Below are 25,195 nucleotides of genomic sequence, written 5' to 3'. Positions count from 1 at the left end.
AATTATTTTTTTATGAATTTTTTAGTGGTGGTACTCTTAGATTGCTTATCCATCATTTGAAAAGTATATACACCGGCTTCCAAAGAAGAAATATCAATTCCGTTTTGCCATTCGGGCTGTGGTAACATCATAACCACCCTTCCTGTAATTGTTGAAATTGTAACGTAATATATTTCGGTTTCAGAATCTTTTAAATTTACATATAATCGGTCATTGGCTGGATTTGGATACAAACTAAAATTAGTATTGGTTGCATTTTGATTGGTTCCCATGGTCCCTGTAACAATAAATTGTCCCATCATTCCGCCGTCTTCATGACCTCCAAAATGACAATGGTACATATAAGGATGGTTCACATCTGAATCTGCAAAATCATTAAATTTAGCCACAAATGTTACCGACTCACTTTTTGGCAAATAAAAAGTATCCTTCCACCCGCTTTCGTGGCTTCCTACTGCAGTTGCAACTCCGTTTCGAGCCACAATTTTAAACTCAACATCATGCAAATGGAAAGAATGCCCAAACACATTACTATTTGTAATCGTCCATTTTTCTACATCATCTAAATTAACCACTTTGGGAGTCATGGTTAACGAATACGATACATTATCAAAATTAAACGGCACACTTGCTGGACCAGGATTGCCATTAGTCACGGCAATTGCTCTCGTTACATTTGCATCTGTTGCTGTCCAATAAGTATTAGTAGCCAATGTAGATGGAACTGAGGTAATTGGTGTCGTAGCTGTGGTAGTTGCAGCCACATTAATATGCAATACATTAAAATCTATGTTATTTAATAAACTTCCAAAATCGCCAGAAGTATTTGGCTCTCCACCCGGAAAACCAAAAGCTTGCCCCGAATTATACGCTTTTAAATCAATACTCGATCCTACTGCATCACCACCAAGATTTACCATAATTTCTACACGCTCCCCTACCATAAGTTTCACTCTTGTCACTGCTACAGGAGCATTCAATAATCCGCCGTCGTTACCTATGATATAGAAAGTTCTATTATCACTGAATCCTAAATTATAACCTCTTTCTATTTCGGCATTTAAAATGCGTATTCTAACATACTGTTTTGGCAAACTTATTTGCGCATTCGGAGTTCCATTAGACAACATGTAATCACCATAAACTCGAGTGGAACTTACAAAAGTATTGGTAGTAGCATTATAACTTCTACTCGTTAATGCCAATACAATATCATCTACTCCATAGGTTCTAGGCAAAGCCAAAGCGGCTTCCTGAGGATCTTTAACAATAATAAAACCACCTATTCCTTTTGTCATTTGCGCCTGAGTTGTAGTATGTAAATGAGGATGATACCATAAAGTAGATGCCTGATTCATAACGGTCCAATACGGTTGCCAAAGTGTTCCAGCAGGAATTACTTGATGCGGACCACCATCCATTACAGAAGGCAAGTGCATACCATGCCAGTGCAAAGTAGTTGATTCATTTAAATTATTGGTAACATTCATATGAACCAAATCTCCTTTATTAATAAATAATGTAGGACCCCAAAAATTCTCATTATTTATCGCTCCCGTTATTGTTTGATTTCCGGTAACCAATTGCTTGGTACTTTCGTGAATATTCAAATTGAAATCAGTTCCATACAAAGCTTCTGGCATTGGCATGGTATTGTATTGCGCCTGAATAGCCATGCTCATAAAAAGCAAGATTGAAAACAATTGTAAGTTCTTTTTCATAGGTATTATTGTTTAATTTGAAACATGTTTTTATATAATTGAGCCATTTTAATAGCTTTTTCTCCTGGTATCATTATGGATTTTGTTTCTTTTAAAGAAATGGCATCCAACCAATTACTCAACTCTACAGTGATGCTTTTATTTTGTTTTTCTGATAAAACAAATTCTATCTTTTGAATTGCATTTTGCTTTGTCAAATAACCCCCAATATGAAACTGAAATTCTTTCTTGGCATTTGTACAACTGGAACTTTTACCCTCCAATTTCATATTTACATAACCCGTATTCCACGCCCAATACATTCCTTTGGAAGGATCTAAATCACCATCAAACTTCTCAGAAACACTATTCAAACTATCCACACCAACATTAAAACTAATTTTATTTATTTTTAAATCGGGTACCTTTTTTAATTTGAATTCAAGTGAACTTAAATTTTCCGCATCCACCAAATGCACACTGGAACTTTCTTTATACTGGGTTCCGTCTTCCATTTCTAAAATAATATTAGAAAGATAAAACTTCAATTTGGTAATGATTACGGTATCTTTATTAATTGTAATGTATTTTCTATCATTCAATACCAAAGGTTTGTTTTGAAAATTTAAATGAATGAAAAATGTAAAATCTTTCTTATTCTTTTTTACCTGAAAAGAAAGACATGTAATTGCAATAATAAAAACCCCTACGAATACCTTTTTCATAAATTACTTCCTTGGTGGTGGAGAACATTGTATATCCATGCTACTTGGTGGTGGTGGCGGATCGTGTCTTTCACATCTTGGTGGTGGACCATGACCTTCTCGTTGATTTGGTCCCATCATTCGAGCTGCTTCCATTATTATTTTATCAAATTTTTGCTTTTGGTTATCGGTACACAAAGCTCTTACTTTTTGAAAATGATAAAAAACAGCTAGTTCTTCTTTTTCTTTAATTGCAATAATTTCTTTAGCTGCTTTTTTTACCGTTGCCGAATCTATTTTTGGATTTTGAAGCAATGCAAAATAAGCATCCGTTTTATCATTTATCTCTTTTCTTAATTCTTCTCGATTTTCAACAAAATTAGTCCGTAAATTCTCTAATTGTTCTTGTTGCTTAACATCAAATGACAATTCATTTGATAGAAATTCCTTGGCATTATCTTGCTTATTTGGCCTTGGTGGTTTAGTAATCCATAAAAAACTAATTGTAGCCGTATTTACTAAAAGTAAGATCAGTACAATTAATTTTAAAAGTTTTGTATTGCCCATAATTACGTATTTATTCGTTGATATTGGTAAAATATTCTTGATATACTATATTCTTTTCTTCGGTTGAAATTGTTTTATTTAGGTCTTTAGAATAGTAATTCATAGTAACTAAATTGATACTTAAAAGTAGAACTACCGAAGCTGCTACCAACCAAATTTGAGTAGAACTCATTTTTGATTCAGCATTTTCGTGAATACTCTTCTTTATTTTTTCCTTCAAATCAAATGAAATACTAACTGGCTGGACCGTCTCCAACGAGTTCAAAGTGCATTCAATCCAATTTTCTTTTGTTTTCATATTTTTATAGAGATTATTTTTTAGAAAAACTTGCGCTCATTTTTCATTTTCTTCATAATAAACAGACAAATGTTTTCTTAAATTTTGTTTTGCTCTAAACAGCAACGACTCAACTGCCGAAAGAGAAAGCTCCATAATTTCGGCAATTTCATTGTAACTTACTTGTTCTAATTTATGTAAAATAAAAGCTGTTTTCTGTTGTTCTGGCAATAAATTAATGGCTTTAAACAATACAATACCGAGCTCTTTATTTTCTAATTGTATTCCGGGATGAATAAAATCAGAATGGTTGTTCATTTCAATTTCACCAGTTGATGTAAAAATAGATTTAAAAATTCCTGAGCGTTTTTTTCTGTTTTTCTTTCGAATAAATTCCAAACATTTATTCACCGAAATTCTATATATCCAAGTAGAAAGTGATGCTTCTTCTTTAAATTCCCTACAATTTAAATGAATGGCAATAAATATTTCTTGAGTAACATCTTGTGCATCCTCCATATTTTGAAGCATTCCAATACACGTATTGTACACTTTTTGGGAAAATAATTCCACCAATAATCCGAACGCCTTTTCGTCGTTCATTTTAAGGCCTAAGATGAGTTGCTTTTCTTTCAAAGAATTATTTTCTATTTAGAGACCTGTTTTTAATAAAACTTGCGCAAAGTAGATTATCAAAGATACTATTTTTTGTGTTAATTAAATTTGTGATTTGTTCAACTCGTAAACTCATTTGATAAATTAGTACCTTTGCAAAAATTCATTTTTTATCATGATTCCAAAAGATGTTTCCATCCTAGATCCAAAGAAAAATATTATCATTAAAGGAGCTGGCATACACAATTTAAAAAACATTGATGTTGCCATTCCTAGAAATAAATTAGTGGTTATTACTGGACTTTCGGGATCTGGAAAATCATCTCTAGCTTTTGATACTTTATATGCCGAAGGGCAACGACGCTATGTAGAAAGCTTGTCTTCTTATGCAAGACAATTTCTTGGAAGATTAGACAAACCCAAAGTTGATTACATCAAAGGAATTGCTCCTGCAATTGCTATCGAACAAAAGGTGAACACCACCAATGCCCGATCTACTGTAGGTACCTCAACCGAAATTTATGATTATCTAAAACTTCTTTTTGCTCGTATTGGAAAAACTATTTCTCCTATTTCAGGAAAAGAAGTTCGAAAAGATACCGTAAAGGATGTCGTAAATGAAGTGAAAAAGTTTGATTTAGAAAGCCGTTGGCTGCTACTTGCTCCGATTCATTTAGAAAACGGCAGAAAATTGGAAGACAAACTAAAGGTGCTTTTGCAACAAGGTTTTGCTCGAATTTTAGTTGACAACCAAATGGTGCGATTGGATGAAATTGATAACCATTCACTTGATAACAAAGACATTCTATTAATTATAGACCGTATCGTTGTAAAAGACGAAGAAGAATTTTACAACCGACTTTCAGATGCGGTGCAAACTGCTTTTTTTGAAGGAAAAGGCGTTTGTTTTCTACAAGAAGTAGATTCCAAAAACCGACTCGAGTTCAGTTCAAATTTTGAATTGGATGGCATGAGTTTTTTAGAGCCAAATGTGCATTTATTTAGTTTTAACAACCCTTATGGAGCTTGTCCAAAATGCGAAGGATATGGAAATGTAATTGGGATAGATGAAGAATTGGTAATTCCGAATACGGCTCTTTCTATTTTTGAAAATGCCATTTATCCTTGGCGAGGTGAAAGCATGGGATGGTATCGCGATGAATTAGTTAACAATGCATATAAGTTTGATTTTCCTATTCATAAGCCGTATTTCGAATTATCTGTAGAGCAAAAAGAATTGGTTTGGAATGGAAATTCCTATTTTCAAGGGCTTCATGATTTCTTCAAAGAATTGGAAGAAAAAAATTATAAAATCCAAAACCGAGTTATGCTTTCGCGGTATCGCGGAAAAACAAAATGCACAACTTGTAAAGGAAAACGACTTCGTGTGGAAGCCAACTACATTCAAGTGGGAGGAAAAACCATATCGGATTTAGTAGATTTATCAATAAAAAAATTAATCCCGTTTTTTAACGATTTGCAATTATCGGAATACGATAGTTTGGTATCCAAAAGATTATTGGTAGAAATAAAAAACCGATTGGCATTTTTAAGTAATGTTGGGTTGGATTATTTAACCTTAAATAGAAATTCCGCAACGCTTTCTGGCGGAGAATCCCAACGCATCAACCTTGCTACTTCGTTAGGTAGTAGTTTGGTTGGATCAATGTATATTTTAGATGAGCCAAGCATTGGATTGCATCCAAAAGACACCGAATTATTAATAGAAGTATTGAAAAACCTGCGCGATTTAGGCAATACGGTTATTGTAGTTGAACACGATGAAGACATCATGAGACAAGCCGATTGTATAATAGATATTGGTCCGGAAGCAGGGACACACGGTGGAAATCTTGTTGCTCAAGGAACTTATGATGAAATCTTAAAATCGGATTCCTTAACTGCAAAATACCTTAACGAAGAACTTGAAATTAAAGTCCCTAGAAATCGCAGAAAATGGGGAGCATATATTGATATTCTGGGCGCTAGAGAAAACAATTTACAAAACCTTAATGTTCGTTTTCCATTGGAATGCCTAACTGTGATTACGGGAGTTTCTGGAAGCGGGAAAAGTACCTTGGTTAAAAAAATATTATTTCCAGCCATACAAAAAAAGCTAGAAGGAGTTAGTGAAAAAGCAGGTCAATACACTGATATGCAAGGGCATTATCATAAAATTAGACACATTGAATATGTAGATCAAAACCCTATTGGAAGAAGTTCGCGTTCCAACCCAGTGACTTATATTAAGGCCTATGATGACATTAGAGATTTGTATGCCAAAACCAAATTATCTAAGATTCGTGGATACCAACCGAAGCATTTTTCTTTCAATGTAGATGGAGGTCGTTGCGAAACTTGTAAAGGTGATGGTTCAATTAATGTGGAAATGGTTTTTATGGCCGATGTAGAATTGCCTTGCGAAACTTGTGGAGGAAAGCGATTCAAAAAGGAAATTTTGGAAGTGAATTTTGAAGATAAAAATATCGACGATATTCTTACCATGACCATTGACGATGCCATTTTGTTTTTTAACGAGCACAAACAAACAAAAATCACACAAAAGCTACAACCATTACAAGATGTTGGATTAGGATATGTTCAATTAGGGCAATCTTCTTCTACACTATCGGGAGGTGAGGCACAGCGAATTAAACTGGCTTCGTTTTTAGTTAAAGGTGCTTCCAAAGAAAAAGCCTTATTTGTATTTGATGAACCAACAACCGGATTGCATTTTCATGACATTAAAAAACTATTAGCTTCTTTTGATGCCTTAATCGAAAACGGACATTCCATCTTGGTGGTTGAACACAACCTCGACTTAATAAAATGTGCCGATTGGATCATTGATTTGGGTCCGGAAGGTGGTGAAAATGGAGGTCAGTTATTGGCTGAAGGAACTCCAGAGGAGGTTGCTAAGAACAAAAATTCAATTACTGGAAAATATTTGAAAAACAAACTATAAAGCAACTTACTCAATTACTATTTTCTTGGTAATTCTATTGTCTCCTGCTTGTAGAATTCCTAAGTAAATTCCTTTAGACAAAGTTGCAACCGATACTGTTTCAATTAATTTAGCGGCTTTAAAAGTAGTATTTAACACTTCTTTTCCATTGATGTCTATTATAGAAAAAGTGTAATCGGCAACTGGTAACGAACCTAAATTAATATTTAGAATATCCTTACTTGGATTAGGAAAAAAACTAACTCCATATTCATCAAATTTATCTGCTGCCATAGCTGCAGCATTTGCTTGAGCAAAATGCAAAGTTGCTCCAATAGTAGCTTTTGCAACATTATAATTATACACTGGATCCATATAGATTAAAAAATCTGTTGGACTGTGTTTGTGAGTCGTTTCATTTGTTTCAAAAAAACCAGTTATGATTTCGTTATTACTCTGAAACGGCATATAGTCAGAGGAATAGGCATAAGATAAAAAGGTGTTTAATGGCGAATATAAAGTAACGCAATTCATCAACTCATTAGTCATTGTTGCAGAAGCTGCATTATTGGTTGAAGGATTAGTGTTGGTATCTCGTTCACAGGTAATAGTGTTATTTACCATTCCGGCAACTCCACCCACTTCATCTAAGTTAAAAACTAATCGAATGTTCATTTTTGGATTCGTTGCATTTACAACAGAACTTACATAATGTTGACTTCCATAAAGACCATCTTCTTCCCCACTAAAGTTTATGAATTTTATCGAATAATCGGTAGGAACATTTTGTAATAATCGAGCCGTTTCCAATATACTCGAAGTCCCGCTTCCATTATCATTGGTGCCAGTACCACCAATTGAATCATAATGTCCACATACAATAACATAAGTATTGGGATATAGCGTACCAATTTTAGTAACAATTAAATTTTTACATACAGCGGTTGAACCAGAATAAGTGTATGAATCTTCTTGCATTTGTGCAGCAGTATAACCATAACTCAAATATTTATTTTTTAACCAATCTAAAGTGTTTTGCAACGGAGCTGTTCCTCTTCGTTTCAATCCTAACGCTTCAAATTCAGTTAAATTGGCCGTAATATTGGTTTGCGAACATTGGTTTACTACATTAGCATAAGCCTGAATAAAGGATTGACTATAACCACTAGTTAGTATTATTAATCCAAAAAATAAAAATATAATTTGTTTTGATTTCATATTTAATCGATGTGACCGTTTAAATTTATTATTTCAAATATAAAAAAATTAACGATTAATTTTAAGCTTACTGAAAACTGAATCCACTACTTTATTTACTTCCTCCGAAATTTGTAATTTATAATTTAAATATAAATAAAAAGAAGAAAATAAAATTGATTTCAAACCTATATTTAGTATTGGATGAAATGCAAAATCCCAAAAATAAAATAGTGCAAAACTACAACTTAATATCCCTAAAGAATACAATGTCTTATTTGTAAAAGGGTACAAATTCATCTTGTTTACAACATAAAACAATTTGATGGTATTGTATATCATTACAGTCAATAAGGTAGCAAATGCTGAACCTTCAATTCCATATTTCGGAATAAATATCATGTTTAATACTATCATTAAAAATACAGTAAAAACACCGAATAATAAGACCGTTCTGTAGTGCTTGGTATTGACAATAATCGAATTATTATTACCCAACAAAACATCATAAAATTTAGACAAACCAATCATAAATACAACCCAAATTCCTCCGCTATAATCTTTTGGGATGAGCAGGTACATTTGTTTAATATTTAAAAATATAATAAACATAATAAATCCGCCAATAACCTGAAGATTGATGGCGCTTTTTTTATAGAGTTCATTGAGTTCATCAAACTTCTTTTCAGCCATTAATTTAGCAGTAATAGGAGCTACTATTTGAGTCATGGCTCTACTTGGAACTGCAATTACTGTTGAAATAAAAATTGCTACTCCGTACAAAGCATTTTGACTAATATTTAAATATTGTGCTATCATCACTTTGTCAAAATCGACTAACATTACCGCAACCCCACCAGACACAATAATAAAAAAGGAGTATTGCACAATCTCTTTTAAATTTTGAGGGATAACAAAGCGTAAAACGGGCATTTTTACCGAAATAGCATAGAGTTTCATAACAACTACTTGAGCAAAATAGGCTAATGCAATTCCGTAAACACAAGTCGATTTTTCTATCCAATTAAAGTGAACCGAAAACAATAAAATCATTACAATCAATCGAACTAATACCTCACTTATTAAATTCCCAATAACCGATTTCATATGTACTTTAACCCATGCATAAAACACCTCAAAGTATGCCATGAATAATCCAACAAATGGAATTAACCAAAAATACGGTTTTAAGGTCGGATTTTCTTGAATCCAGCCAGCAGCAATTGGATCATAAAAGAAATAAAATAGCAATCCAATTGGAATTATTAACGCCAAAGGTAAGACCAACATGAAAGTTAAAAACTCCTCTTTTTCTTTCTGAGTTTTATAGTAAGAGAAAAATCGAATTAAGGTATTTTGTGCTCCAAAAGCCATTAATGGCATCAATATATTGGCACCAGAAAGTACTGTCATTACAATACCGTAATACTCTTTCTCTAAAAAATTGGTGTAAAAAAACAGTGCATTGATGGCTCCAATCCCAAATCCGAAGAAGGTGATAATGGTATTTTTAATAGATTGCGATTGAACTATTCCCATTTTGAATTGGATATTAATGATTAATTAAGTTTGCCAATTTTTCAGTTAAACTCTTTCTCGAATAATACTGTAAACCAATAGGATGCACTAGTAATTTGTTTTCCAAAAATAATTCAAAATAAGAAAGAATAGTTTTTTTCAAACGTTCTTTTTCAGAATAGGTAAAGAAAACTCCGGTATTTGTTGAAGAAATTATTTCTGCAAAATCAGAATCTTTCGGACCAATGGCAACAATAGGTCTTTCGGAAACCATGTATTCAAACAATTTTCCCGGAATGATACTATTGGTATCTTTTGAATCAATTTCAATCAATAATAAAACTTGTGATTTTCTTTGGTGTGCAATAGCTTCTGTATGCGAAACATAACCTAAATTATTGCAATACGATTCCAAATTATAATTGGATAAGCTTTCTAGTATTTCCTGACTTATTTTTCCAATTAATTTCAATTGAAAATTGGCCGAAAAAGTACTATTTTCTGTAACTAATTCTTGCAAAACTTCCCATAATACTTTGGGATTTCTATCGGATAAAAAGGAACCAATATGCGCCATGGTAAACTTTTCGTCTAAAGTTTGTTTGGCCACATTTTCTATATCATAACCATTAGTAATAACCTCAATTGGCTTTTGGGTTAGTGCTTGAAATTCCGATTTGGTGGTCTTGCTAGTTACAATAATAGTATCGGCGGAATTGAGTACTTTACTTTCTAAAAACTTGTGCTTTTTATCGGCATAAGAAGACAATTTCAAGGCTTTATGATATCCAATAGTTGTCCATGGATCTCTAAAATCGGCAAACCATTTTACACCCAATTCTTCTTTTAATTTTAAACCAATTAAATGCAAAGAATGAGGCGGCCCCGAAGTTAGAATGGTATCAATATTATTTTCTTGAATGTATTTATTCAAATAAGTAACCGAAGGTTTTACCCAATATTTTCGTGCATCCGGAATGAATAAATTTCCGCGTACCCAAAGCAATAATTTTTCTAAAACAGACTGTTTTTTGGCTGCCGGAATAATTCCAGAACTTATTTTTTGTGTTTGTTTCTTAGAGAAAATTCCCGCTAGTTGATAGGGTTCAAAAATTTTGTTTTTAAGAATGATTGCTTTATCTGAAACTTCATTTAGCAATCCTTCATCTACAATTGGGTACGTTGGATTTTCGGGAACATATACTATCGGCTGAATATCAAAATCAGGTAAATACTTCACAAACTTTAACCATCGTTGTACCCCTGGCCCGCCTGCTGGTGGCCAATAATAAGTGATGATTAAGAGTTTTTTTGGTTGTTGCATTTAGTTCGATTTCTTCTTTCTCTCAAAATAAATTCCGCCAACCAATAACATCAACATCCCAATAGAACTTACTAAAGCAATAGTACTTCCGGTTTTTACTACTTGTGGCTCAAATCTAAATTCAATAGTATGTTTTCCTGCAGGGATATTCAATCCCCTTAAGGCATAATCAACTCTTACAATCTCTGCTGCTTTTCCATCTACAGTAGCTTTCCATCCATTTTTATAATACATTTCGGAAAAGACCGCAAATCCATCATTTATATTGTTTGATCTATATTTTAAATGATTTGGTTTGTTCAGTGTTAAGTTTATTGTTGCTGTTGAATCTACACTAAAAGTATGTGTATCATTTTTAAAACAAGCTCCAAATTCATATTTATTAATTACTGCAACATTTTTATTATCTAATTTATCCAATGCTTTCATCTCGGCATCTGAATTTGGCACCATTTTAAGTTCTTTTACAAACCATGCATTTCCATTGGCTTCTGGGTTCATACTTGCCACTTCTTCGCCTTTATCATTAGTTTGAATAACATACTTTACATTTAACATATCCAAAACACGCTTGTTATTTCTAGCAATTTGATAATCAAATAATTCTTGCATTCTTCTTGGTCGCACTGCCGAATATCCTCCAATAGATTTATGAAAATAAGAAGCTTTGGCATTTAAATAGCCTTCTACATCCAACACTCTATAACTGGTAGTATCCTGCAAAATTTGTTCATCGGTTGGAGTTACTTCAAATGGAACATCTACCTCGTGCGCACTAACAAAATCTTTATTGCTTACATAATTTTTATCAACAAAAAACAAATCGGCAACCATTAATAAGCCAACTAAAATAATGGCATTTTGAGAACTTAGTTTGTTTTTGGTATGAGCCCAAAGAGCAATAGCAACAAGTGAAATAAAGAATCCAGAACGCAATAAATCAGCTGCATACATCGTTTTTCTGTCGGCTTTTAATGCATCAATAAATCCAATTCCAAAAGATTTATCCTGACTTTGACTAAACATTTGTCGTAATTGTCCGTCTAATTCTCCCGAAAAATCAAATAAACTTCGGCATAAAAACAACAAGACCAACAAACCTAAAACGGTAGCCGATGATTTCCAAAGGCTGTCCCATTGCTTTTCTTTATCAGAAGTAAAAAAAGAATGTAATCCAATTATAGCCAGAACCGGAAAGCACAATTCTAATACTACTTGAATTGAAGAAACCGCTCTAAACTTATCGTAGAATGGCAGGTAATCTATACATAAATCAGTTAAAACCGAGAAATTTTTCCCCCATGAAAGCACCAAAGAAAGCAATGCACCAATAAAGAAAACATATTTAATTTTTCTTTTGTCGTGATACAATCCAAGAACTGCTAAGAAGAAAACCACTGCACCAATATAGGCAGGAGCCGCAACAATTGGCTGAGACCCCCAATACGTTGGCGCATACGAATCGGTTATTTGACGCGCTTCTTCTTCTGAAGCGCCATACTTTAACATATAATCATACACCGCAGAATCATTGCTTAATTTCTCACCATTTCCTCCACCAAATAAACGCGGAGCAATAAGATTTAAACTTTCGGCAACACCATAACTGTATTCGGTAATATAACTACGATCTAATGAAGAAGTTTCTGTTTTTTTAGTCCCTTCTGGAGTTAATTTCAAATCACTTTTCCCGCGAATACTATAATCCGTAAACTCTTTGGTAGCCATTAAATTGGTTGCATTTGCTCCTAGGGCAAAGATTAAAGCAACTGCAAAAGTCCCTCCTACAAGGCCTAATTCTTTGTACTCTTTATTTTTTATGAATTTGTAGGCATAGTAAATTCCTAAAACCAATAATAAAAACAATAAATAATAGGTCATCTGAAAGTGATTGGCATTTATTTCCAATGCTACGGCTAGCATCGTAAGCAATCCACCATAAAAATATTTTTTACGAAATACCATAATCACACCAGCTACAACCAAAGGCATGTAGGCAATGGCATGGGCTTTCGCATTGTGCCCAACTCCCAAAATCACAATAAGATAGGTTGAAAAACCAAAGGCTAATGCTCCAAAAAATGCTTTTAGAGGATCAATTTTTAAAACTAACATTAATCCGTAAAACCCTAAGAAATAAAGTAACAAATAATCAGCAGGTCTAGGTAAAAAACGAAGGGCATCATCCAATTTCCCTATGTAATCATGTGGATAATTAGCTCCCATTTGATACGTTGGCATTCCGCCAAATGCCGAATTTGTCCAATACGGTTCAGCATGTTCAACAGCTCTAAAATCATTTTGTTCCTTGGCCATTGCGGTATATTGAACAATATCCGATTGATATATTTTCTTACCCTGTAAAACTGGTAAAAAATAAATTAGAGCAATTACTACAAAACCAAATAAGGCTAAAAAATGGGGATATAACTTTTGAATCTGCTTCATTATTGTGACAAATAATTAAATATTAACGTGGATCTTAATTTTACTCTACTTCTTCGTAATCAATATATTCACCCACATTTTTAGTTTCTTTGGGCTTTTCGCTTTGCTTATTTTGTGTTTGAGAATGATTGTTTTGTTGGTATTGTTGCTGAAATTGCTCATTTGCTTTTTCAACAACTTTTCGAGCCATTAGTGGCAAAAATAATTGCATTACAAATTTGATTACATAGTAAATAATCAAAATGACGAATATATCTTCAATTAAACTACCTATTGATGCTTCTTGCATATTTATTAAATTTTGTCAAAAATACTAAATTCAAAGTTTCTAAATTAGGATTACCTCTTAAAATAATGATAAAAAATAGTACATTTGAATTTCTAAAATTCATAAAAATCAAATAGTATACCATGAAATTAATTCAGTTGTTCTTTGTTTGTTTATTTATTTCAAGCACTAATACCTTTGCTCAATACACCGACGATATTAATTCCAATCGACCAGGAAACTCCATGTCGGCATTTTCAGTGGGTAAAACCGTTTTGCAAGTAGAATCTGGATTGAATTACATAAATGAAAATCACAGCCTTTTAGGATATACTGCCAAAGGTTACAGTACTGATTTAACAACTCGATATGGTTTTTTTAGAGAGGAATTGGAGGCCGTTTTAAATATTAACTATCAAAATGATTGCTATAATTTAGACACCATAGGGATACATCGTAGAGGAATCAAAACAACCACATTTGGATTTAAATATTTGGTATACGATCCGTTGAAAAATTATGAGAAAAAAATCGATGTAAAAAGCTGGAAAGCGAACCATAGATACGATTGGCATTCGCTAATTCCATCAATTGGAATTTATGCTGGACTTAATATTAACTCCAATAAGGAACTCTTTGCAAGAACCAATGAAGCAATTGGAACCTTCGGTCCAAAAGCCATGTTAATTACACAAAATATTTTGCCTAGATCCTGTGTATTAGTCACCAATGTTTTTATGGATCAATACAAAACATCGATGCAAACATTGGGCTATGTAGTTACCCTAACAAAAGGCTTCAACGATCATTGGAGCGGATTTATTGAAAACCGCGGACTCAAAAATGAATACTATTCGGATGGGATTTTTACAGGTGGAGCTGCCTATCTATTAAGTAACAACATACAAATTGACGCATCAGTTAGCCGAAATTATAAAGACACACCTAAATTGCTTTACATCGGCTTAGGAGCATCATGGAGATTCGACGGCAACTATGATGAAGTATTATACCGTGTCCCAAACAAAGATAAAGGAAAAAAAGAAAAAGTAAAAACCAAAAAAAGAAAAGGGCTTTTTGGTTTTTAACACCGCAACAACTATGATAACAGTTATAGAAGCCAATACCAAAGCATTATTAAAGGAATATGTTACATTTCCTTTTTCACTTTACAAAGACCATCCGTATTGGGTGCCGCCCTTAATTCAGGATGAATTAGAAGGGTTTGATAAAACCAAAAATCCGGCTTTTGAAAATGCGGAAGGCTACTTTTATTTAGCTTATAAAAACAATAAAATTGTTGGCCGAATTGCCGCAATTATCAATTGGGACGAAGTAAATCACCAAGAAAAAAAGAAAGTTCGCTTTGGATGGTGGGATGTAATTGATGATCTTGAAGTTACCAGCGCCTTATTAGAAAAAGTCAAAGAACTTGGCAGAAAAAACAACTTAGAATATATAGAAGGCCCAATGGGATTTTCCAATTTAGATAAAGTTGGTGTTTTAACAGAAGGTTACGATGAAATTGGATCCATGATTACTTGGTACAATCATCCCTATTATAAAGAGCATTTAGAACAATTAGGCTATGTAAAGGAAAAAGAATATCTAGAAAATAAATTTCCTTTTGCTAATGTAAAACCCGAACACTTTGAAAAAATTGTTCCGCTAATAATAAAGCGCTATCAATTAAGAGAATTGAATTTTACAAAAACAAAAGACATTATGCCTCATGTAGATAAAATGTTTGATTTATTCAATAAATCGTATGCTAATTTATCGTCATTTGTTGCCGTAACCGATGTTCAAAAAGAATATTTCAAGAAAAAATACATCAGTTTCATCAATCCAGAATACATCAAATTCGTAATGGATAAAAACGATGAAATGGTAGCTTTTAGTATAGTGATGCCTAGTTTTTCTGAAGCATTGCAAAAAGCCAAAGGCAAATTGTTTCCATTTGGATTTTACCATTTGCTTAAAGCAAAAAAAGAGTCGAAAGATGTGTTGTTTTATTTAATTGGGGTTGCCCCCGAATACCAAAGCAAAGGTGTAACTGCTATAATATTTGAAGAATACTATAAAACATTCACACAAAAAGGAATACTAAATTGCATCAGAACACCGGAACTTGAGGATAATATCGCCATTCATCAACTTTGGAAGCATTTTGATCCCGTAACTTTTAGAAGAAGACGTACCTATCGAAAAGATTTATAAATAAAAAATCCATTCAGTGATGAATGGATTTTTTATTTAAAGAAGCTTTAGAATATTATTCAACATTTTGAACACTTGCTTCAGCAATTTTAGCATAAGTTCCATTAACTAATTTTTCACGAATTGCCTCAAAGGCTGCTAGTGTTTCATTAATGTCTTCTAGGGTATGCGATGCAGTAGGAATCATTCTCAATAAAATTATTCCTTTAGGAATAACTGGATATACTACAATTGAAAGGAAAATTCCGTAGTTTTCTCTTAAATCATTCACCATAATCATGGCTTCCGGAATAGAACCTTCTAAGTAAACTGGGGTAATACACGTATTGGTATCGCCAATATTAAATCCTCTTTCTTTTAAACCATTTTGCAATGCATTTACATTAACCCATAGTTTGTCTTTAATTTCAGAAGAGTTTCTCAACAATTCCAATCGTTTTAACGAACCAATTGTTTGAATCATTGGCAACGCTTTAGCAAACATTTGTGAACGCAAATTGTATTTCAAATAATCAATTACATCTTTATCTCCAGCCACAAAAGCACCAATATTAGCCATTGACTTTGCAAATGTCGAAAAGTACACATCAATTCCGTCTTGACAACCTTGCTCCTCACCTGCTCCAGCTCCAGTTTTACCTAGAGTACCAAAACCGTGAGCGTCGTCTACCAACAAACGGAAATTGTATTTTTTCTTCATTTCAACCACTTCTTTCAACTTACCTTGTTGACCACGCATTCCAAAAACACCTTCGGTAATAAAAAGAATTCCACCTCCAGTTTCTTCAGCCAATTTAGTAGCACGCTGTAAGTTCTTCTCCATGCTTTCAATGTCGTTATGACGGTAGGTAAAACGCTTGCCACTATGTAAACGAACCCCGTCAATAATACACGCATGTGCATCAACATCATAAACTATTACATCATTTCGCGTAACCAAAGCGTCAATAGTCGACATAATTCCTTGGTAACCAAAATTCAATAAATAGGCAGCTTCTTTCATTACAAAAGCAGCCAATTCATTTTCTAATTGTTCGTGGTATTTGGTATGTCCACTCATCATACGAGCGCCCATAGGATAAGCAGCTCCATAAGCAATTGCGGCTTCTGTATCTGCTTTTCGAACTTCTGGATGATTTGCAAGACCTAAATAGTCATTCAAACTCCAGTTTAATATATTTTTTCCTTGAAATTGCATTCTAGGACCTAGTTCACCTTCCAATTTTGGAAATACAAAATACCCTTCTGCTTGAGAAGCCCATTTTCCTAGTGGTCCTTTGTTGGTTTGAATTCTTTCAAATAAATCTTTTACCATGATATAAATGTTGTTAAAAACGATGCAAAAATAACAATAATATTAATTTTTGAAGGAACTATTTTGAACTAATCTATAAACAACTTTTAAACATTTATTTTAAGTAGCGATAAAAAAACTAATAAAAAATAACTTATTTTTGTAAGTTGAATTCAATAAAAAATCAATATGAAATTTTTGAAACTTACGTTAATCATAACTATTGCACTTATTACAAACTTTGGAAATGCTCAAAATAAAATACTTTTTGATGCAACAAAAGCAGAAATGTGTGCAAATGCCGATTGGATTATTGATGCCGATGCACATAATATTTATTTCAATAGCACTACACACATACCTTATGTAAGCGCAGGATCTACAACAGGCGCTTCCAATGCACAAAGAATTCCTACTCCTGCACAATCGGGGGTAACATCAACCACTCCTGAAACCTACTGGGATGGAGGAATTTCTGCCATAGCTGTAGATTGCGCAAAACAAGGATACACCGTAGAAACCCTTCCTTACAACGGGGCAATAACTTACGGCAACTCGTCAAATGTTCAAGATTTAAGTAATTACAAAGCCTTTGTGATTACAGAGCCAAATACTCTTTTTACAACTTCAGAAAAAACTGCAATAATGAATTTTATTGCAAACGGCGGTGGATTAATGATGATTTGTGACCACGCTGGTTCAGATAGAAATAATGACGGCTATGATCCACCAATGGTTTGGAATGATTTTTTAAGCAACAATGGAGTTGCTAATGATGGTTTAGGAATTACATTTGATGTACTATCTAATGTAAGCGGAAACTCCACTTCATTTGCTCCCTTAGCTACAACTAGCCCATATTATAGCATTCTTCATGGATCTTATGGCAATCCGGTTCAGGTATTATGGTCGGGAGGAGCTACGATGACATTAAGCACAACAAACAATAGCTCTGTTAAAGGGATCGTATACAAATCAGGTTCGAGTACTTCGGGTACAACCAATGTTTATGTAGCAGCAGCTACTTATCAAAACGGAAAAGTTTTTGCCGTAGGTGACAGTTCAATTATTGATGACGGTACAGGAGATACAGGAGATACTTTATACACAGGTTATACTGGAGATGCAAATGGAAATCACCAGAAATTATTGATGAATGGTATGATTTGGCTAATGACTTCTTCATTAAATAATGAAATCTCCGTTTTTGATGCCAATCATTTTACTATAGCGCCAAATCCTTCACAAGACAACCAAATTCATTTCTCATTCACTTTGGATTCAATACAACCTACTACTTTTTCTATGTATGACACCTTAGGAAGACTTGTAAAAGAAACAACCTTAAACGATCTTAGAATTGGAGTGAATTATCAAACAATTGCTACCAATAATATTAATTCAGGAATATACATTTGCAAATTATCCACTGTAAACGCAAGCAAAAATATCCAAGTTGTAGTTAAATAATTTATTTAAATGAAATTAGTTTTTGCTTCCAATAATGCAAATAAAATTAAAGAAATTCAGCAATTAGTTCCGGATTATATTCAAATAGTAAGCCTTCAAGATATTGGCTGTACAGAAGACATTCCTGAAACTGCAGAAACAATTGAAGGAAATGCCATATTAAAAGCGAATTATATAACCACTAATTACGGACTAAACTGTTTTGCAGATGACTCGGGACTGGAAGTAGATGCTTTGAATGGCGCACCCGGCGTATACTCTGCACGATATGCTGGAGAACCCAAAGACGATTCGAAAAACATAGATAAATTGCTCTTAAATTTAGAAAAGCAATCCAACAGAAAAGCCAATTTCAAGACCGTAATTTGCTTAAATTACAATGGAAAACAAACACTTTTCACTGGAATAATAAACGGGAAAATTATCGATGAAAGAATTGGAACAAATGGATTTGGCTACGATCCTATTTTTGTAGCGGATGGAATGACCCAAACTTTTGCCGAATTATCGATGGAAGAAAAATCTGGAATAAGCCATCGAGGGATTGCGGTAAAGCAATTGGTTGAATTTTTAAGAAACGGAAACTAATTTACGTTCTAAAAACAAACTCGTTCCTCCAGGGTAACCAACAGCACTTTCAAAGAACACATTTCCTTTTTCATAATGTGCTTCAATCAAAAAATTACTCCCTCTATAAAACGAATTAATAACTTCTACTTGTAATGAAGATTGTGCAACCACCATTAATTCATGAGGATATATTAGTTGCATAGTTCCCTCAATTTCAATTTCGTTTACATCACCAAATAAAGAAGCTACATAATGATTTATTGGATGCTGGTACAAAAATTCTGGCGTTCCTCTCTCAATAATTTCACCCTTTTTCATAACCAAAACTTCGTCGGTAAAAGAAAGCACATCGGTGCTATCGTGCGTGGCAACTATACAAGTTATTTCTTTCTTTTTCAAATACGTAAAAAGCCTTCGGCGTAAACTATTTTTCCTGAAATTATCGATATGACTGAAGGGCTCATCAAGCAAAAGCAATTCAGGTTCTAAAGCTAAAACCCGCGCTATAGCTATTCTTTGCATCTGTCCGCCACTTAAATATTTTGCTTTCACAGATGCAAAATCTTGCATCTCAACAATCTCTAGCAACTCCTTAATTCGAGCATTTTTCACTTCTGGATTAATATTGGAAAGGTACTTGCCAACATTTTCGGCAACAGTAATGTAGGGCATCAAATCAAAATCTTGGGCAAGATATTTCATAGAATCCATACCCGGAATAAGATTGAATTTTGGACCTAAAACTGGTATTGCATTCCAATTAATTGCCCCCGAATCCAAGTCGTATAATCCATAAATCAATTTCAATAACGTACTTTTTCCGCAACCACTTTCACCAATAAATGCAGCTGTTTTACCTTTTTGTAAAGTAAAACTGCAATTGGAAATAGTGATCTCCTTTTGATACGAAAAATAAATACCTAGTACCTCTAACATTTGGCAAAGGTTGCTAATTTTATTCAAATTTTTTATGAGAAATAATTATTATTTTTACCAAATGCAAAAAATAATCTTATTCCTATTTATATTCATTTGGAGCACAACATTTGGGCAACCAAAAAAATCATTAACGCTGTCGGATTCAAATTCAATTCAATCCAGCTATACCAATTGGATCAATTACTATGATGCCAACATCATCCTTTCAAGTGATTTTAACCCATTGGATGAAAATAATAATCAAATCACAAAGGAAGATTTCTTAACGCAACTTACTAAAGGAGAATACATTCCGTTTATTGAAAAAACAACAAACAATTATAGATTAATTCGAATAAATACCAATTCCGACAGCAGCATTAGAGCGAGTATCACCGAAAAAGCAATTGAAGAATTGGAGCATTTTAAAATGGAAGGCACTTTGTTTCCAGAATTTAATTTTAAAGACCTAAACGGAAAAACCATAACCAACGAAAGCTTCAAAGGCAAAATTGTAGTCATAAAATGTTGGTACATTCATTGTCCGTTGTGCATTAAAGAATTTCCCTATGTAAACAAACTAGTTTCGCAATACAAAGACCGAAAAGATATTTTATTCATCAGCTTAGCAGAAGATTCACCTGAGCAATTGACTAAATTTCTATCAAAAAAGCCGCTATCCTATTTGGTTGTTCCAAATATGAAAAAATACATGAATGAAACACTTCATTTAAATGCATTTCCTACCCATTTTATTTTAAATAAAAAAGGTCAAATCGCAAAAGTTCTATTGGATTATAAAGGATTAGAACAAGCACTTAAGAAAGAAAGTCAAAAATAAATATGTCTTTCCTTCCCGTCTAAAAAATACTCAAATTACCCACTAAAGTCGAAAGCAATTTATTACTTTTGCAGCAAATTTTAACACTCAATATTTATGCTTACCGTATCTAATTTATCTGTTCAATTTGGAAAAAGAATATTATTTGACGAGGTAAACACCTCTTTTGTTCAAGGCAATTGTTATGGAGTAATTGGTGCAAATGGCGCCGGAAAATCAACATTTTTAAAAATTCTAGCTGGAGAAATAGAACCAACTTCTGGAAGAGTGATTTTGGAACCTGGTAAAAGAATGTCGGTTTTGAATCAAAATCACAACATGTTTGATGAGCACACTGTTTTGGAAACTGTGCTTATGGGTAACAAAGTATTGTATGCTGTTAAAACAGAAATGGATGCTTTATATGCAGATTATAGTGATGAAAACGCGAACAGAATTGGAGAATTGCAAGTGCAATTTGAAGAAATGAATGGTTGGAATGCCGATTCTGATGCCGCTGCGATGCTTTCTAATTTAGGTATTAATGCCGATTCGCATTACACTTTAATGAGTGAAATGGAGGGTAAATTAAAAGTAAGAGTCTTATTGGCTCAGGCTTTATTTGGAAATCCAGATGTATTGATCATGGATGAGCCTACCAACGACTTGGATTTTGAAACCATCACTTGGCTTGAAAATTTCTTAGCTAATTATGACAATACGGTAATTGTAGTTTCGCACGACAGACACTTTTTAGATTCGGTTTGTACACATATTTCTGATATTGATTTTTCAAAAATCAATCACTATTCTGGAAATTATACATTTTGGTATGAATCAAGTCAATTAGCTGCTAAACAAAGAGCACAACAGAACAAAAAAGCTGAAGAAAAGAAAGCCGAATTGGAAGAATTTATTCGTCGATTTAGTGCGAATGTGGCAAAATCAAAACAGGCTACTTCTCGTAAAAAAATGATTGACAAATTAAATTTAGATGAAATTAAACCATCTAGCCGAAGATACCCAGCTATTATTTTTGAAACTGAAAGAGAAGCTGGGGATCAAATTTTACATGTTCAAGGATTGGCTGCAAGCATTGACGGTGAAGTGTTGTTTAGCAATGTAGATTTAAATATGGCAAAAGGTGATAAAGTTGTAGTTTTTTCAAAAGACTCTCGTGCAACCACTGCCTTTTATGAAATCTTAAATGGTAACCTTATAGCAGATGCAGGTACTTACGAGTGGGGAATTACTACCAATCAATCTTATTTGCCTAACGATAATAGTGAATTCTTTAAAAGCGATTTAAATCTGGTAGATTGGTTGCGTCAATTTGTGAAAACCGAAGAAGAGCGTGATGAAGTATATGTTCGTGGTTTCTTAGGTAAAATGATTTTTTCTGGAGAAGAAGCATTAAAAAAATGTTCGGTATTATCTGGAGGAGAAAAAGTGCGTTGCATGCTATCTCGAATGATGATGATTCGTGCGAATGTATTAATGCTTGATGAGCCAACCAACCATTTGGATCTTGAATCGATTACCGCTTTCAACAATTCGTTAAAAAACTTTAAAGGATCGGTATTGTTTACAACTCATGACCATGAGTTTGCTCAAACGGTTGCAAATAGAGTTCTTGAAATTACTCCGAATGGGGTTATTGATCGTTATATGACATTTGATGAATATCTGGATGACGATAAAATTCAAGAGATGCGTAAGAAAATGTACAATTAATAGTGGAACTCAAATAAAAAAACCAAAACGTATAGTTTTGGTTTTTTTTATATAATTAATTATTTTTTTGATGTTTCCAACGCTTGTGTGTCCACAAATAAAACTCAGGTGCATCTTGAATTTGTTGTTCTACTTTTCGAATAAATGCTTCCGAAATTTCATAATTTGGAACAGATGATACATCTTCTGAAAGCACTTCTAAAGTAGCTTCATAGTATCCTCTTTTTACTTTCCGAACTTTTAAATACACCACATTCATATCGTATTTTTTTGCCAAATCTTCAGCGCCAACATGAATAGGCGTTTCAACTCCTAGGAATTTATACCAATGCAACGCACTTGATTTTCTTGGAGTTTGATCACTAATAAAACCATACAAACCTAAAATGTTATTTATTTTATTCTGTTCGATAACAGTTCTAGTCTCTTTAGTTGAAATTAATTCGGCTTTAAATTTAGATCGAATATCTCGTACCAATTTGTCTAAATATTTATTAGAAAGCTTTTTATATATTGCAAATCCTTGAAAATCAGAATGATAATTTATCGAAACAGACCATTCATAACTGGCATAATGTGCCATTAACAATGCAATACTTTTGCCCTTTTTCTCTAAATCTAAATACGTTTGCATATTGGTAAAAACAAATCGTTTGTCAATTTCATTCCTAGAAATTGTCATTGTTTTTGCCATTTCCAAAAACATATCACACAAATGATGGTATGATTTTTTTTCAATTTCTAGGCGTTCAGCAGTTGATAAATTTGGAAATGCAATAGCAATATTTTGTCTAACTGTTTTTTTTCGGTAACCAACAACATGATATACAATAACATATACCCCATCCGACAATAAATACAAAATCGGAAATGGCAAGATTGAAATTAGCCACAACAAAGGATATACTAAAAGAAATAATAAAAACTGCATTTCATTAATTTTATGCAAATATACATTTTAAGTTAATTTTTAAGAGTTTATATATTCAAAACCTAACAAACTATTCTTATTTTTACCTAAAACAAAAATATGAATGCATCTATTTTTCTAATTATTTTAATTGCAGCAACTGTAATAATAAGTTTCAAAGGATTTGAAGATTCCTATTTTTTTAGCAAATATCAATTCCATATTGGTAGTATAAAAAGAGGGGATCAAATTCGGATGCTATCCTCTGGATTTCTTCATGCCGATATTGGCCACTTGGCTTTTAATATGCTGAGTTTGTATTTTTTTGCTCCAGTAGTTTATGGTGATTTGGGTAATTATGCGTTTCTGCTAATTTATTTTGCAAGCTTACTATTTGGAAATATGTTAACACTTTACATTCATAATAATGATACGAATTACAGAGCAATTGGAGCTTCGGGAGCTGTAACCGGAATTATCTATTCAGCTATTTTACTAGACCCAACCTTACAAATTTTTCTATTTTTTATTCCAATTCCAATCCCTGCTTATCTTTTTGGTATTGGTTATTTATTGTATTCCATTTATGGAATGAAAGCAAAAAATGATAACATTGGTCATACGGCCCACTTTGGCGGTGCCATAGGCGGATATCTTTTTTCGATTCTAATTCATCCTTCAATTCTTCAAGATAACTTTTTCATGGTTGTAGTATTATTAGTACCTATTGTGATTATGGCGGTGATGGCCAAACAAGGTAAATTATAATTGGCACAACTTTTGAACCTGAAATAAATCTAAATCAAATAATTATGAAAAAAGTTGTCGTAATTGCATTTGCTTTGTTTACCATTGCACTGCAGGCTCAAGAAAAAGCACAAATTCCTCAAATTTCAGTTTCTGGAGAAGGAAAAATCAGTGTGAAACCAGATCAAGTTAGCATTAACTTTGGAGTTGAAAATACAGGAAAAGATGCTGCCGAGGTAAAAAGATTGAACGATGAAACTGTTGACAAAGTTCTCAAATTCATTAAGGATTTTGGAATCCCATCTTCCGATTTTAAAACAACAGATGTTAGTTTAAACCGAAATTATGATTACGAGAAAAAGAAATACAATTATCGAGCTTCACAATCGGTTACTATTATCCTAAAAGAGCTTTCAAAATATGATGGTTTAACAATGGGACTTGTTGATAAAGGAATCAATAACATTAACAATATTGAGTTTAAGTCCTCTAAATTGGAAGAATATAAATCAGATGCTAGAAAATTAGCCATGAAAGACGCTAAACATAAAGCTGAAGATTATGTTATTGTTTTAAATCAAAAAATTGGCAAAGCGATTACTATTAGCGATACAACGCAAGCTTATTTTCCGCAACCGATGTTTAAAATGGCTATGGCAGATTCCGGTTTACCAGGAAATACACCTCAAAAGGAGACTCTTGCTGCAGGAGAAATTGAAGTAGTTGCAAATGTTTCGGTGAGTTTTATTTTAGACTAATATTATTATTCCAAATAAAAAAAGTGCTAGAGAATTCTAGCACTTTTTTTGTTTTTTATGGTTAATTGATATTATCGTTTCAGTGAGAAATGCGCTTTAAATTGTTTGTAAGCTGCAGCTTCGGTGTAATCTACAGTAAACCAATAATCGGTTGATGGCATTAATATTCCGTTGTAGGTTCCATCCCACCCT

23 protein-coding genes are annotated in these 25,195 nt (G+C 33.1%); 9 read left to right on the top strand and 14 right to left on the bottom strand.

Going from position 1 to position 25,195, the window contains the following annotated elements; translation table 11 throughout:
- Nucleotides 1–2: 2 nt before the first annotated feature.
- From ACKOWY_RS04635 to ACKOWY_RS04615, 5 genes are read right to left on the bottom strand one after another with little or no spacing between them, the layout of a single operon-like run.
- A complete protein-coding gene (locus ACKOWY_RS04635) occupies nt 3–1,721 on the bottom strand; it encodes a multicopper oxidase domain-containing protein (RefSeq protein ID WP_408940276.1) in 1,719 nt (572 codons plus the stop codon).
- A gap of 5 nt (nt 1,722–1,726) precedes the next feature.
- A complete protein-coding gene (locus ACKOWY_RS04630) occupies nt 1,727–2,425 on the bottom strand; it encodes an MbnP family protein (RefSeq protein ID WP_408940275.1) in 699 nt (232 codons plus the stop codon).
- A gap of 3 nt (nt 2,426–2,428) precedes the next feature.
- Nucleotides 2,429–2,971, bottom strand: coding sequence for a Spy/CpxP family protein refolding chaperone (locus ACKOWY_RS04625; RefSeq protein WP_408940274.1), 543 nt, complete (start codon nt 2,969–2,971; stop codon nt 2,429–2,431).
- A gap of 10 nt (nt 2,972–2,981) precedes the next feature.
- On the bottom strand, nt 2,982–3,269 hold the full coding sequence (locus ACKOWY_RS04620) for a hypothetical protein (protein ID WP_408940273.1): 288 nt from the start codon (nt 3,267–3,269) through the stop codon (nt 2,982–2,984).
- Between the two features lie 36 nt (nt 3,270–3,305).
- A complete protein-coding gene (locus tag ACKOWY_RS04615) occupies nt 3,306–3,851 on the bottom strand; it encodes an RNA polymerase sigma factor (RefSeq protein WP_408940272.1) in 546 nt (181 codons plus the stop codon).
- 187 nt (nt 3,852–4,038) lie between these two features.
- On the opposite strand from ACKOWY_RS04615, the gene uvrA reads away from it, so the two are divergent.
- A complete protein-coding gene (uvrA, locus tag ACKOWY_RS04610) occupies nt 4,039–6,828 on the top strand; it encodes an excinuclease ABC subunit UvrA (RefSeq protein ID WP_408940271.1) in 2,790 nt (929 codons plus the stop codon).
- A 6-nt stretch (nt 6,829–6,834) separates the two neighbouring features.
- Here the strand turns inward: uvrA and ACKOWY_RS04605 are convergent, their stop codons facing one another.
- The 5 genes from ACKOWY_RS04605 to ACKOWY_RS04585 are packed head-to-tail and all read right to left on the bottom strand — an operon-like array spanning nt 6,835 to nt 13,583.
- Nucleotides 6,835–8,025: a M28 family peptidase gene (locus tag ACKOWY_RS04605; protein ID WP_408940270.1), complete on the bottom strand. Its 1,191-nt coding sequence runs from the start codon at nt 8,023–8,025 to the stop codon at nt 6,835–6,837.
- A 48-nt stretch (nt 8,026–8,073) separates the two neighbouring features.
- Complete coding sequence (locus ACKOWY_RS04600) at nt 8,074–9,543, bottom strand: lipopolysaccharide biosynthesis protein (RefSeq protein WP_408940269.1); 1,470 nt, start codon at nt 9,541–9,543, stop codon at nt 8,074–8,076.
- Between the two features lie 13 nt (nt 9,544–9,556).
- On the bottom strand, nt 9,557–10,846 hold the full coding sequence (locus ACKOWY_RS04595; protein ID WP_408940268.1) for a glycosyltransferase family 4 protein: 1,290 nt from the start codon (nt 10,844–10,846) through the stop codon (nt 9,557–9,559).
- The gene (locus ACKOWY_RS04590) at nt 10,847–13,294 is read right to left on the bottom strand and encodes a YfhO family protein (protein WP_408940267.1); all 2,448 of its coding nucleotides are present in this window, start codon (nt 13,292–13,294) and stop codon (nt 10,847–10,849) included. It abuts the gene before it with no gap.
- 40 nt (nt 13,295–13,334) lie between these two features.
- Nucleotides 13,335–13,583 carry a DUF4834 domain-containing protein gene (locus ACKOWY_RS04585; protein ID WP_408940266.1) on the bottom strand — a complete coding sequence of 83 codons (249 nt, stop codon included), beginning with the start codon at nt 13,581–13,583 and terminating at the stop codon, nt 13,335–13,337.
- 122 nt (nt 13,584–13,705) lie between these two features.
- On the opposite strand from ACKOWY_RS04585, the gene ACKOWY_RS04580 reads away from it, so the two are divergent.
- A complete protein-coding gene (locus ACKOWY_RS04580; RefSeq protein ID WP_408940265.1) occupies nt 13,706–14,650 on the top strand; it encodes a transporter in 945 nt (314 codons plus the stop codon).
- A 13-nt stretch (nt 14,651–14,663) separates the two neighbouring features.
- Nucleotides 14,664–15,782, top strand: a complete 1,119-nt coding sequence (locus ACKOWY_RS04575; RefSeq protein WP_408940264.1) for a GTP cyclohydrolase — start codon at nt 14,664–14,666, stop codon at nt 15,780–15,782.
- 55 nt (nt 15,783–15,837) lie between these two features.
- Here ACKOWY_RS04575 and ACKOWY_RS04570 read toward each other — a convergent pair whose 3' ends face one another.
- On the bottom strand, nt 15,838–17,097 hold the full coding sequence (locus ACKOWY_RS04570; protein WP_408940263.1) for an aminotransferase class I/II-fold pyridoxal phosphate-dependent enzyme: 1,260 nt from the start codon (nt 17,095–17,097) through the stop codon (nt 15,838–15,840).
- Between the two features lie 168 nt (nt 17,098–17,265).
- On the opposite strand from ACKOWY_RS04570, the gene ACKOWY_RS04565 reads away from it, so the two are divergent.
- Entirely contained in the window at nt 17,266–18,546 is a 1,281-nt protein-coding gene (locus ACKOWY_RS04565; RefSeq protein WP_408940262.1) for a T9SS type A sorting domain-containing protein, read from the top strand.
- 9 nt (nt 18,547–18,555) lie between these two features.
- Nucleotides 18,556–19,134: a non-canonical purine NTP diphosphatase gene (locus ACKOWY_RS04560; protein ID WP_408940261.1), complete on the top strand. Its 579-nt coding sequence runs from the start codon at nt 18,556–18,558 to the stop codon at nt 19,132–19,134.
- Here ACKOWY_RS04560 and ACKOWY_RS04555 read toward each other — a convergent pair.
- Entirely contained in the window at nt 19,117–20,052 is a 936-nt protein-coding gene (locus tag ACKOWY_RS04555) for an ABC transporter ATP-binding protein (protein ID WP_408940260.1), read from the bottom strand. The two genes, ACKOWY_RS04560 and ACKOWY_RS04555, sit on opposite strands and share 18 nt — an antisense overlap.
- A gap of 61 nt (nt 20,053–20,113) precedes the next feature.
- Here ACKOWY_RS04555 and ACKOWY_RS04550 point away from each other — a divergent pair, with 61 nt between their 5' ends.
- Both ACKOWY_RS04550 and ACKOWY_RS04545 read left to right on the top strand, forming a co-directional pair.
- Nucleotides 20,114–20,875 carry a TlpA family protein disulfide reductase gene (locus tag ACKOWY_RS04550; RefSeq protein ID WP_408940259.1) on the top strand — a complete coding sequence of 254 codons (762 nt, stop codon included), beginning with the start codon at nt 20,114–20,116 and terminating at the stop codon, nt 20,873–20,875.
- Nucleotides 20,876–20,971: 96 nt separating this feature from the next.
- Entirely contained in the window at nt 20,972–22,588 is a 1,617-nt protein-coding gene (locus ACKOWY_RS04545; RefSeq protein ID WP_408940258.1) for an ABC-F family ATP-binding cassette domain-containing protein, read from the top strand.
- Between the two features lie 55 nt (nt 22,589–22,643).
- Here the strand turns inward: ACKOWY_RS04545 and ACKOWY_RS04540 are convergent, their stop codons facing one another.
- Complete coding sequence (locus ACKOWY_RS04540) at nt 22,644–23,519, bottom strand: lysophospholipid acyltransferase family protein (protein ID WP_408940257.1); 876 nt, start codon at nt 23,517–23,519, stop codon at nt 22,644–22,646.
- A 99-nt stretch (nt 23,520–23,618) separates the two neighbouring features.
- Here ACKOWY_RS04540 and ACKOWY_RS04535 point away from each other — a divergent pair, with 99 nt between their 5' ends.
- Together ACKOWY_RS04535 and ACKOWY_RS04530 are read left to right on the top strand one after the other, a co-directional pair.
- Nucleotides 23,619–24,266, top strand: coding sequence for a rhomboid family intramembrane serine protease (locus tag ACKOWY_RS04535; RefSeq protein ID WP_408940256.1), 648 nt, complete (start codon nt 23,619–23,621; stop codon nt 24,264–24,266).
- Nucleotides 24,267–24,310: 44 nt separating this feature from the next.
- Nucleotides 24,311–25,003 carry an SIMPL domain-containing protein gene (locus tag ACKOWY_RS04530; protein WP_408940255.1) on the top strand — a complete coding sequence of 231 codons (693 nt, stop codon included), beginning with the start codon at nt 24,311–24,313 and terminating at the stop codon, nt 25,001–25,003.
- 71 nt (nt 25,004–25,074) lie between these two features.
- Here the strand turns inward: ACKOWY_RS04530 and ACKOWY_RS04525 are convergent.
- Nucleotides 25,075–25,195, bottom strand: a 121-nt coding sequence (locus ACKOWY_RS04525; RefSeq protein ID WP_408940140.1) for a T9SS type B sorting domain-containing protein, incomplete at its 5' end; no start/stop codon positions are given.

Source organism: Flavobacterium sp. (assembly GCF_046073885.1).
Lineage (GTDB): Bacteria > Bacteroidota > Bacteroidia > Flavobacteriales > Flavobacteriaceae > Flavobacterium.
Note: the sequence above shows the minus strand (reverse complement) of the source record. Positions and strands in the feature narration are given on the sequence as shown.

Coding starts and splice junctions, on each gene's coding strand:
- ACKOWY_RS04635 (WP_408940276.1), bottom strand. CDS start 1,721: ATGAAAAAGAACTTACAATTGTTTTCAATCTTGCTTTTTATGAGCATG.
- ACKOWY_RS04630 (WP_408940275.1), bottom strand. CDS start 2,425: ATGAAAAAGGTATTCGTAGGGGTTTTTATTATTGCAATTACATGTCTT.
- ACKOWY_RS04625 (WP_408940274.1), bottom strand. CDS start 2,971: ATGGGCAATACAAAACTTTTAAAATTAATTGTACTGATCTTACTTTTA.
- ACKOWY_RS04620 (WP_408940273.1), bottom strand. CDS start 3,269: ATGAAAACAAAAGAAAATTGGATTGAATGCACTTTGAACTCGTTGGAG.
- ACKOWY_RS04615 (WP_408940272.1), bottom strand. CDS start 3,851: ATGAACGACGAAAAGGCGTTCGGATTATTGGTGGAATTATTTTCCCAA.
- uvrA (WP_408940271.1), top strand. CDS start 4,039: ATGATTCCAAAAGATGTTTCCATCCTAGATCCAAAGAAAAATATTATC.
- ACKOWY_RS04605 (WP_408940270.1), bottom strand. CDS start 8,025: ATGAAATCAAAACAAATTATATTTTTATTTTTTGGATTAATAATACTA.
- ACKOWY_RS04600 (WP_408940269.1), bottom strand. CDS start 9,543: ATGGGAATAGTTCAATCGCAATCTATTAAAAATACCATTATCACCTTC.
- ACKOWY_RS04595 (WP_408940268.1), bottom strand. CDS start 10,846: ATGCAACAACCAAAAAAACTCTTAATCATCACTTATTATTGGCCACCA.
- ACKOWY_RS04590 (WP_408940267.1), bottom strand. CDS start 13,294: ATGAAGCAGATTCAAAAGTTATATCCCCATTTTTTAGCCTTATTTGGT.
- ACKOWY_RS04585 (WP_408940266.1), bottom strand. CDS start 13,583: ATGCAAGAAGCATCAATAGGTAGTTTAATTGAAGATATATTCGTCATT.
- ACKOWY_RS04580 (WP_408940265.1), top strand. CDS start 13,706: ATGAAATTAATTCAGTTGTTCTTTGTTTGTTTATTTATTTCAAGCACT.
- ACKOWY_RS04575 (WP_408940264.1), top strand. CDS start 14,664: ATGATAACAGTTATAGAAGCCAATACCAAAGCATTATTAAAGGAATAT.
- ACKOWY_RS04570 (WP_408940263.1), bottom strand. CDS start 17,097: ATGGTAAAAGATTTATTTGAAAGAATTCAAACCAACAAAGGACCACTA.
- ACKOWY_RS04565 (WP_408940262.1), top strand. CDS start 17,266: ATGAAATTTTTGAAACTTACGTTAATCATAACTATTGCACTTATTACA.
- ACKOWY_RS04560 (WP_408940261.1), top strand. CDS start 18,556: ATGAAATTAGTTTTTGCTTCCAATAATGCAAATAAAATTAAAGAAATT.
- ACKOWY_RS04555 (WP_408940260.1), bottom strand. CDS start 20,052: ATGTTAGAGGTACTAGGTATTTATTTTTCGTATCAAAAGGAGATCACT.
- ACKOWY_RS04550 (WP_408940259.1), top strand. CDS start 20,114: ATGCAAAAAATAATCTTATTCCTATTTATATTCATTTGGAGCACAACA.
- ACKOWY_RS04545 (WP_408940258.1), top strand. CDS start 20,972: ATGCTTACCGTATCTAATTTATCTGTTCAATTTGGAAAAAGAATATTA.
- ACKOWY_RS04540 (WP_408940257.1), bottom strand. CDS start 23,519: ATGCAGTTTTTATTATTTCTTTTAGTATATCCTTTGTTGTGGCTAATT.
- ACKOWY_RS04535 (WP_408940256.1), top strand. CDS start 23,619: ATGAATGCATCTATTTTTCTAATTATTTTAATTGCAGCAACTGTAATA.
- ACKOWY_RS04530 (WP_408940255.1), top strand. CDS start 24,311: ATGAAAAAAGTTGTCGTAATTGCATTTGCTTTGTTTACCATTGCACTG.